The 8,500-nt window shown below is 41.9% G+C and carries 5 protein-coding genes; 4 read left to right on the top strand and 1 reads right to left on the bottom strand.

Annotation, left to right across the window (positions count from 1 at the left end; translation table 11 throughout):
* The 3 genes from HMPREF2983_RS09365 to HMPREF2983_RS09375 all read left to right on the top strand — a co-directional run.
* Positions 1-1,178: WG repeat-containing protein (locus HMPREF2983_RS09365; protein WP_070667860.1), on the top strand; the 1,178-nt coding region annotated here is incomplete at its 5' end.
* Between the two features lie 29 nt (positions 1,179-1,207).
* Positions 1,208-2,566, top strand: coding sequence for a WG repeat-containing protein (locus tag HMPREF2983_RS09370; protein ID WP_070736627.1), 1,359 nt, complete (start codon positions 1,208-1,210; stop codon positions 2,564-2,566).
* Between the two features lie 29 nt (positions 2,567-2,595).
* On the top strand, positions 2,596-3,960 hold the full coding sequence (locus HMPREF2983_RS09375; RefSeq protein WP_070667914.1) for a WG repeat-containing protein: 1,365 nt from the start codon (positions 2,596-2,598) through the stop codon (positions 3,958-3,960).
* 397 nt (positions 3,961-4,357) lie between these two features.
* Here HMPREF2983_RS09375 and HMPREF2983_RS09380 read toward each other — a convergent pair whose 3' ends face one another.
* Positions 4,358-5,335 carry a polyprenyl synthetase family protein gene (locus HMPREF2983_RS09380; RefSeq protein WP_070667862.1) on the bottom strand — a complete coding sequence of 326 codons (978 nt, stop codon included), beginning with the start codon at positions 5,333-5,335 and terminating at the stop codon, positions 4,358-4,360.
* 105 nt (positions 5,336-5,440) lie between these two features.
* Between HMPREF2983_RS09380 and polA the strand changes: the two genes are divergently transcribed.
* The gene (gene polA, locus HMPREF2983_RS09385; RefSeq protein ID WP_070667863.1) at positions 5,441-8,203 is read left to right on the top strand and encodes a DNA polymerase I; all 2,763 of its coding nucleotides are present in this window, start codon (positions 5,441-5,443) and stop codon (positions 8,201-8,203) included.
* Positions 8,204-8,500: the final 297 nt, after the last annotated feature.

The following is an 8,500-nucleotide window of genomic DNA, read 5'->3' on the forward strand; positions in this document are numbered from 1 at the left end:
TCCCAACCAGTAATGTTTTCTATCACGTCATCAAGAACGGCAAACATGGCATATATTACAAAAGCGGAAAGCAATGTATTCCAATAGAATACGACGATATAGAACGACTATACACAAACTATTGGCTTACAACTAAGGACGGGAAAGTTGGCCTATGCTGGTCAAACGGCAATCAGATTTTCCCCACAAACTATAAAGATATCTGCATCCTTAGAAGGGAAGAATCTGGCAAATACGATTTCTTCATCGTCAAGAAAGATAAATATGCCATCCTTGATAGTGATGGTAAAGCTATCTTCCCGACCCAATACGACAAGATTCGCCACCGTGATGATTACTGGATATTAGAGAATTCATCGACCACAGACTGCCTTTTCAAAAGTGGGGAACTCGTGAAAGGCATTACAATCAACTACTATGACATTCCTTTTCTCCACCAAGAAAACGGGCAAACAAAGAAGTACTATGATTTCAAGAAAGGCAATTTATGGGGAATAATCGATGAAGATGGGCGCATACGCATACCGGCTCAATATCAGAAATATCTTCGGTTGGTAAACCATCTCAACGAGAACTCCCCCATTCGCCTCATTGCCTATAACAAAGAAAAATGTGGAATCATCAATTTTGAGAATGAAATCATTCTGCCCTTCGAGTATCATCGCATCGTTAAAACAGCATTAGGATATATCATTGAGGTTGAAACCACAGAAGGATGGCAACTCTTCAACCTGCAATCGAACCGTATCATTACACCGTTTTATTACGAAGAGAGCACATCAGATGCCAATTATATCTATCTGTCAAAAGCGCATTTCAAAACACCGTTCGACCCTCAAAAGGAGCAAATCATACTGCCATGGGAATACAGTACAGTCTACAATATCCCAGGAAGTCATAACTTCGCAGTAAAGAAAGATAGGCTCTTTGGCGTTGTCAACAGCGAAAACAAAGTACTTGTTCCGTTTATATACGAAGACATGATAAGTACTAATAGACCCAATATGTTGGTGATTACGAAAAACAATCAGTATGGTATCATCGACATCAATAACAAACTGCTATATGGCATGACGGATAATCGTATAGAAGTGCATAGTAACTATTTTGAACTCAAAGTCCCCAAAGCGAATAAAATCATTAAGAAATTGGATTATAATCTTAAGGAAATCAAATAAAAATCATGCATCATAAAGCCCATATTCCTATGAAAAAGATTGCATTCCTCATGCTTTTCATGGCATTCTCAACAATGATTGTCCATGCACAAGAGATATCTGACTTTTTGACTCCACATCAAAAGCAAAATATAATTGTTCAATCCAACGGAAAATATCGTATATTCAATGACAACGATAAACCCGTAGCAGTCGATATAGATACGGTTCAAAGAGTACGAGATAGCTTCATTAAAGTGAAAAAAGGAGGAAAAGTTGGGCTTTTCCTCCTGAATGGAACACCGTGTATTCCACTCAATTATGATGATATAGATGCGTATACTGGCACTTTTTGGATTGTGACAAAAGGAAGGTATAAAGGGATATTCACCTATGAAGGCAAGCAGGTTCTCCCTCCTGTCTATGATGAAATCACTGTTGAATGGCAAAACAACTATGACAAGCCGCCTCACTTCATAGTGAAAAAAGAAAAATATGGTCTTTGTGACAGCAAAGGAAACATGGTTGTTCCAACCGAGTATACAAAGATTGAAGCAAAAGATGACCATTGGAAACTCACGAAAGGCTACCCCTTTGAATATATTTTCAACAACGGAAGTACTGTAAAAGATGCTACCCTTGCAGATGAAATAAATGGTATTAGCTATCGGAAAGATGATGATTTAATTGTCTATTATCCATACGAAAAAAATGGACTATGGGGACTTATGGATGGGAATGGGCACACGATAATTACGCCACAATATGATCAACAGCTGAGTTTAATCAAATATGAAGCTGAAAATCAACCTATCAAGCTCTTGGCCTGCAAAGATAATTACTATGGCATTATCGAAACAGACAATAGTATTGTTGTCCCTTTTCAATATAAAGAAATCACGCGAAAGAACTATAAAGGCTTGTTAGAACTCGAAACTAAAGAAGGGAAAAGACTATACAGTCTTGCAAAAAAATGCTTTCTCACCGATTTCAACTATGAAAAGATAGAGAACAAAGGTCATTATTATATCCTTACAAAAGACTACTTAAAAACAGTATTTGATGCAGATACTGAACTGGTTCTTTTCCCTTTCAAATACACTTCTATAGACTGTGCCTATGAAGGTGATTTCTTCATTGTAGAGAAAGACCAACAAGAAGGTGTCGTTAACAGCAAAGACAAAGTATGTATCCCACTTGATTACCAGTATATTGACCCCACCTGCAATCCTAATCTGTTCATAATTGAACGTGATAATAAGTATGGAATCGTCAATACAAAGAATGAAACGGTATATCCTTTCAGCAATAACAACATTGTTAATGAATATGATCGTATAGAAATCCGTGATGCCTCAACCGACAAAATCATCAAGGTTCTTGACTATAACCTCAAGGAAATCAAATAAAAATCATGCATCATAAAGCCCATATCCCTATGAAAAAGATTGTAATCCTCATGCTTTTCATGGCATTCTCAACAGTGATTGTCCATGCACAAGATGTTCAAATCAGTGCAGAATATAAAGAAATAGCCAATATCAGCCGGCAGAAAGATGGGAAATATTGCCTGACTGATCACGACAATAAACCCATTATCGCTGATGCCGACACGATTTTTACGATCAGTGACGTCTTCTATTATATCATCAAAAACGGCAAACACGGTATCTATTTCATGAGCGGTGAGCCGTGTATCCCCATTGAATACGACAATATAGAGCATATATACAAAGATTATTGGCACATCACAAAAGACGGGAAAGCAGGCTTGTGCCGGTCAAACGGCAGGCAAGTTCTGCCCACAAACTACAAGAAAATCAGCGTCATTAGAAGGAAAGAAAGCGACAAATACGATTTCTTCATCGTCAAGAAAGATAAGTATGGCCTTTGCGATGACAATGGTAAACCTATCCTCCCGACCCAATACGACAAGATACAATACCGTGATGGTTATTGGGCATTAGAGAAAGCATCGGCTACCGACTATCTTCTCAACGATGAACACCTCGTAAAAGGCATCACCATCAGCAAGTATGAAATCCCCTTTCTCCACCGTGAGAACGGTAAAAACAAAAGATATTACAGCTTTAAGAAAGGTAATTTATGGGGCATTATCGATGAAGACGGACACACACGCATAAAGGCTCAGTATAAAAATAGACTCCAATTGACAAGCTATGAAGACGAGAATACCCCCATATTCTTTATTGCCCACGATAACGGTAATTTCGGTATCGTCGATCTCAACAATAAAATTATCCTGCCTATCAAATACGGTGGCATTCTGCGAACGGCATTCAAAGACATCATTGAGGTAGAAACCGCACAGGGATATCAGCTTTTCAGTCTGCGCTCCAAACGCATCATCACGTCCTTCTACGATGAGAACAGCAAATCTGACTCCAACTATTTATACCTCCACAAAGAGCCTTTCGTAACACCTTTTGATCCTCGCAAAGAGCAAACCCTGCTTCCATGGGAATACAAAAGAGTACAAAACATCGAAGGAAGTGATAACTTCATCGCACAAAAAGAAGGACGATACGGTGTCGTCAACAGTAGGAATGAAGCCCTTGTTCCCTTTATATATGACAATATCAAAAGCACTTTAAAACCCAGCATGCTTATCATTGAAAAAGAGCGTAAGTATGGTATCATCGACACAAGCAACAAACTGCTGTATGGCATGACAGACAATGCCATTGAAAGTCGACGCAACTATTTTGAAATCAAGGACTATTCAAAACCCTTAAACCCAAGACTCGACTACGAATTGAAACCCATCCCCGACCCTCGCTAAAGGGGGATGGAGTGCTTCATCCTATAATATGTAAAGACAAGAACTATGAATTGGAAAGGCAATACAAACGTGTTTTCTTTCCTTCCAAATAGAAATAAAAATACTTGTAAAGGCTTCTGGAAAAGTGACATATAGAAGTTGAAGAAACCATTACTGTGAATATGCGTTGCAACTTGCGTCACTTTACCACGCAACTTGCGTCATATGAGCGCGTAAAATGACGCAAGTTACAAGGTAAAACAAGTCATTTTGCAACGCTACTTCATATCATATGCCAGAGCGTTGATAATCAATAGATTATCGAAATCAATAAAAGCAAATCATCATTCCTAACTCTTGAAAAAGTCTCAAGTTTGTTCTCCCCTCTCCTTGGAGAGGGGTTGGGGGTGAGGCTTCACTAACTCTTCCTCTCTATCACAAAGTCAAGATAAGCTTTCAAGGCCGTTTTTATGGCGCTATCCCCTACTCTTTCGTCAATAAACCGCATGCAATCGGCATGGAATTTCCACATTTGTTGGTCGGCATATTCAATGCCCCCGTTCTCTTTGGTGAATGCCACGAGCTGATTGATTTCACTCTGTTTCACCTCACGTGCTTTCACTTTGCGTGCAAGCATCATCATTTCTGCGTTTCCTGTCGACTTCAGAGCATGGATAACCGGCAGTGTCAGCTTGCCTTCAAGCATATCATTGCCTGTGGGTTTACCTATCTCTTTCGAGTCATAATAGTCGAAAATATCGTCTCTGATCTGGAAGATGATGCCGAGATTCTGGCCGAATTTCCTTGCCGCCTCAACGTCGTCATGACTTGCTCCCGCACTCTCTGCACCGATAGCAGCACAGGCTTCGAACAAAGCTGCAGTCTTTCGCTTGATGATTTCATAATAAGCGGTCTCGGTGATTGCCTCGTTCCGGATATTCGTCAACTGTAGAATTTCACCGTCAGAGAGCGTGCGTCCGAGTTCCGAAAGATATCTCACGATGACTTCTGAATGCGTTTTCGACACATAAAGCAAGGCTGTAGAAAGAATGAAATCACCCACCAAGACACTCACCTTATTATCATATAAGGCGTTCACACTGGCCTGTCCGCGTCGCTCACTGCTTTCATCTACGACATCATCATGCACAAGACTCGCCGTATGCAACAACTCCAGACCTACTGCCGCATGCTGAGTCACACTGGAAACACGGCCGAAGTTCTTCGCCATCAGCAGGATCAGCATCGGCCTCATGCGCTTTCCTCCGCGCTGACGGATATGCACCAGCACCTGAGATAACAGCCCTTCATCATGTGAAAGCGACTGATTGAAAAGCGATATAAAGTCTTCAAGCTCTGCTGAAATCGGCTCTTTGATGAGTGATAAATAGTCCATTATTCCTTTTATTGGTTACAAAAATAATCATTTTTTATGGTAATAATAGTATAAAAACAGGATTTATGCTTATTTTTTTGTAATTTTACACCAAATAAAACAACTATGAACAAATTATTTCTCTTAGACGCTTACGCGTTGATATTCAGGTCGTATTACGCTCTTATCCGTGCTCCACGCATCAATTCCAAGGGCTTAAACACTTCGGCTATCCTCGGGTTTGTCAACACCCTCAATGAAATTATCACGAAAGAAAAACCTACTTATATCGGTGTTGCTTTCGATCTTGGCAAGACTTTCCGTCATGAAGCCTTCCCACCCTACAAGGCTCAACGTCAGGAAACGCCCGAGGATATCACGCTCAGCGTGCCTTTCATCAAGGATATCCTGCGCGCTTTCCATATTCCTATCCTTCAAGTTGAAGGCTTTGAAGCCGATGATGTCATCGGGACATTGGCCACAAAAGCCGGCAAGGAGGGCATCGCAACCTATATGCTCACGCCCGATAAAGACTACGGTCAACTCATCCGAGAGAATGTTTTCATGTATCGCCCGCGCCATGGTGGTGGCTATGACATCATCGGTGAACAGGAGATTGCAGAGAAATATGGCATCTCTACCCCAGCCCAGGTTATCGACTTGCTGGCTTTAATGGGCGACTCGGCCGACAATTTCCCCGGTTGTCCGGGGGTCGGAGAGAAGACTGCGGTGAAACTTATCAATGAGTTTGGTTCCATCGATGAACTCATTTCACACACTGACAAGCTGAAAGGTAAAATGCGTGAAAAGGTGGAAGGCGCCATCGAAGATATCAAGATGTCGAAGTTTCTCGCAACTATCCGGACAGATGTTCCCGTTGAACTCAATCTTGACGAATTGCAACTTCAAGCACCAGATGAGCAGAAACTGAGTGAAATCTTCGCCGAGTTAGAATTTAAGTCGCTTGCAAATAAGATCTTAAATAAAACAGAACAAAAGCAAAAATCAGTTAATTCGGAGCTCGATTTATTTGCTGTAAATCCGCACGAGAGTCAAGTTGCTTCAGAAAACGCGAGTTTTGAGAGCCTTAAAACCATTAAACACGACTATCAACTGATTGAAAATCAAGAAGAAGCACATAGAATTTGTGACTTTTTCAGGACAAAACGAATTCTCAGTTTAGATACAGAAACGACTTCAACCAATGCAATTGATGCCGAATTGGTAGGCTTGTGCTTCGCTGTTGAGGAACATAAAGCGTTTTATGTTGCTATTCCTAACGACCGTGAAGAAGCCTTGCAATATGTTAATATCTTCAAACCAGTCTATGAAGATCCGTCAATCTTGAAGATTGGACAAAACTTGAAGTATGATTATGAGGTGCTGAAAAACTACGGAGTGACCCTCGGAGGCAAAATGTTTGATACGATGTTGGCCCATTATGTCATTCAACCCGAGTTGCATCACAACATGGATTACATGGCCGAGACACTACTCCACTACAAGACAATCCATATCGATGAACTCATTGGGCCACGCGGAAAGCATCAGAAGTCGATGCGCGATCTTGACCCGAAAGACGTGTATGAGTATGCCGCTGAAGACGCAGACATCACGCTTCAGCTTAAAAACGTGCTCGAACCCAAGCTGAAAGAGACCGGAACTGAAAACCTCTTCTGGAACATTGAGATGCCGCTCGTGCCCGTACTTGCCGATATGGAACTGAATGGCGTGCGTTTAGATACCGATGCACTCCATGATACCTCGATGATATTTACAGAGAGAATGAACCGCCTTGAGCAACAGATTTATGAGAAAGCCGGCGAGACATTCAACATCTCAAGCCCGAAACAAGTGGGTGATATCCTCTTCGGAAAGATGCAGATCATGGAGAAACCGAAGAAAACTAAAACGGGACAATATGTTACCAATGAGGAAGTGTTGCAGTCACTCCGTGCAAAACACCCTATTGTTGCAGACATATTGGACTACAGAGGGCTAAAGAAACTGCTCGGAACCTACGTGGAAGCACTCCCGAAACTTATCAACAAGCGCACCGGACACATACATACTTCGTTCAATCAAGCCCTTACCGCCACCGGAAGACTATCCTCGAGCGACCCTAACTTGCAGAATATTCCCGTGCGAAGTGAAGACGGAAAGGAAATCAGGAAATGTTTTGTTCCAGAACAAGATTGCATGTTCTTCTCTGCCGACTATTCTCAGATTGAGCTTCGCATCATGGCTCATCTCAGTGGTGATGAGAACATGATAGAGGCCTTTCGGCAGGGTTTTGACATCCATGCTGCCACAGCTGCCAAGATATGGCATAAGGATATAGCCGATGTAACATCGGAAGAACGCAAGAAAGCCAAGCAGGCAAACTTCGGCATCATCTATGGAATAACGACCTACGGATTAGCACAACGCATGGAAATAGATAACAGAGAAGCCCGCGAACTCATAGAAGGTTATTTCGCCACCTTCCCCAAAGTGCGTGCTTATATGGAGCAAGCCAAGGAAGAAGCACGCCGGAAAGGATATGCCGAAACACTCTTCGGACGCCGCCGTTACCTACCCGATATCACATCGAAAAACAGTACTGTGCGCGGTTTTGCCGAGCGGAATGCCATCAATGCGCCTATACAAGGCTCCGAAGCCGATATCATCAAGATTGCCATGATACGCATCTGGCAGCGTTTTAAGGCCGAAAATATCCGTTCAAAGATGATACTTCAGGTGCACGATGAACTTAACTTCTCAGTTTATCCCGATGAAAAAGAGCGTGTAGAAAAGATTGTCCTTGAAGAGATGCAAGGTGCTTATCAACTCCAAGTGCCATTGACTGCCGATGCAGGATGGGGAAAAAACTGGCTCGAAGCACATTGACATACTATCGGATTTGGAGTGAGAAACGAGCTGTTTCCCTATGAAAATGAAGGCAATGAGCAATGAAAAAGACAGCAACTCGGTACGAGTTGTGCTCTTAAATGCCTTATATTTGTAGTACATGTTTCGTTTTCCATATTCGCAACTCGGTACGAGTTGTGTTTTTGAAAGCCCCACGTTGGCGAGCGAAGTGAGCCTACGTGGGGATTAAATAGACGCATGAAATAAACCCGGAACGGGTTCAGCTTTTTCGTATCCACCACGTAATTGGAAGAAACAAAACCCGTACCGGGTTTG

Origin of the sequence: Prevotella sp. HMSC077E09, assembly GCF_001814685.1 — a bacterium.
GTDB classification, from domain to species: Bacteria; Bacteroidota; Bacteroidia; order Bacteroidales; family Bacteroidaceae; genus Prevotella; species Prevotella oris.

What these genes read in the sequence shown, in the direction of transcription:
- HMPREF2983_RS09370 (WP_070736627.1), top strand. Translation starts at nt 1,208, where the DNA reads ATGAAAAAGATTGCATTCCTCATGCTTTTCATGGCATTCTCAACAATG.
- HMPREF2983_RS09375 (WP_070667914.1), top strand. Translation starts at nt 2,596, where the DNA reads ATGAAAAAGATTGTAATCCTCATGCTTTTCATGGCATTCTCAACAGTG.
- HMPREF2983_RS09380 (WP_070667862.1), bottom strand. Translation starts at nt 5,335, where the DNA reads ATGGACTATTTATCACTCATCAAAGAGCCGATTTCAGCAGAGCTTGAA.
- polA (WP_070667863.1), top strand. Translation starts at nt 5,441, where the DNA reads ATGAACAAATTATTTCTCTTAGACGCTTACGCGTTGATATTCAGGTCG.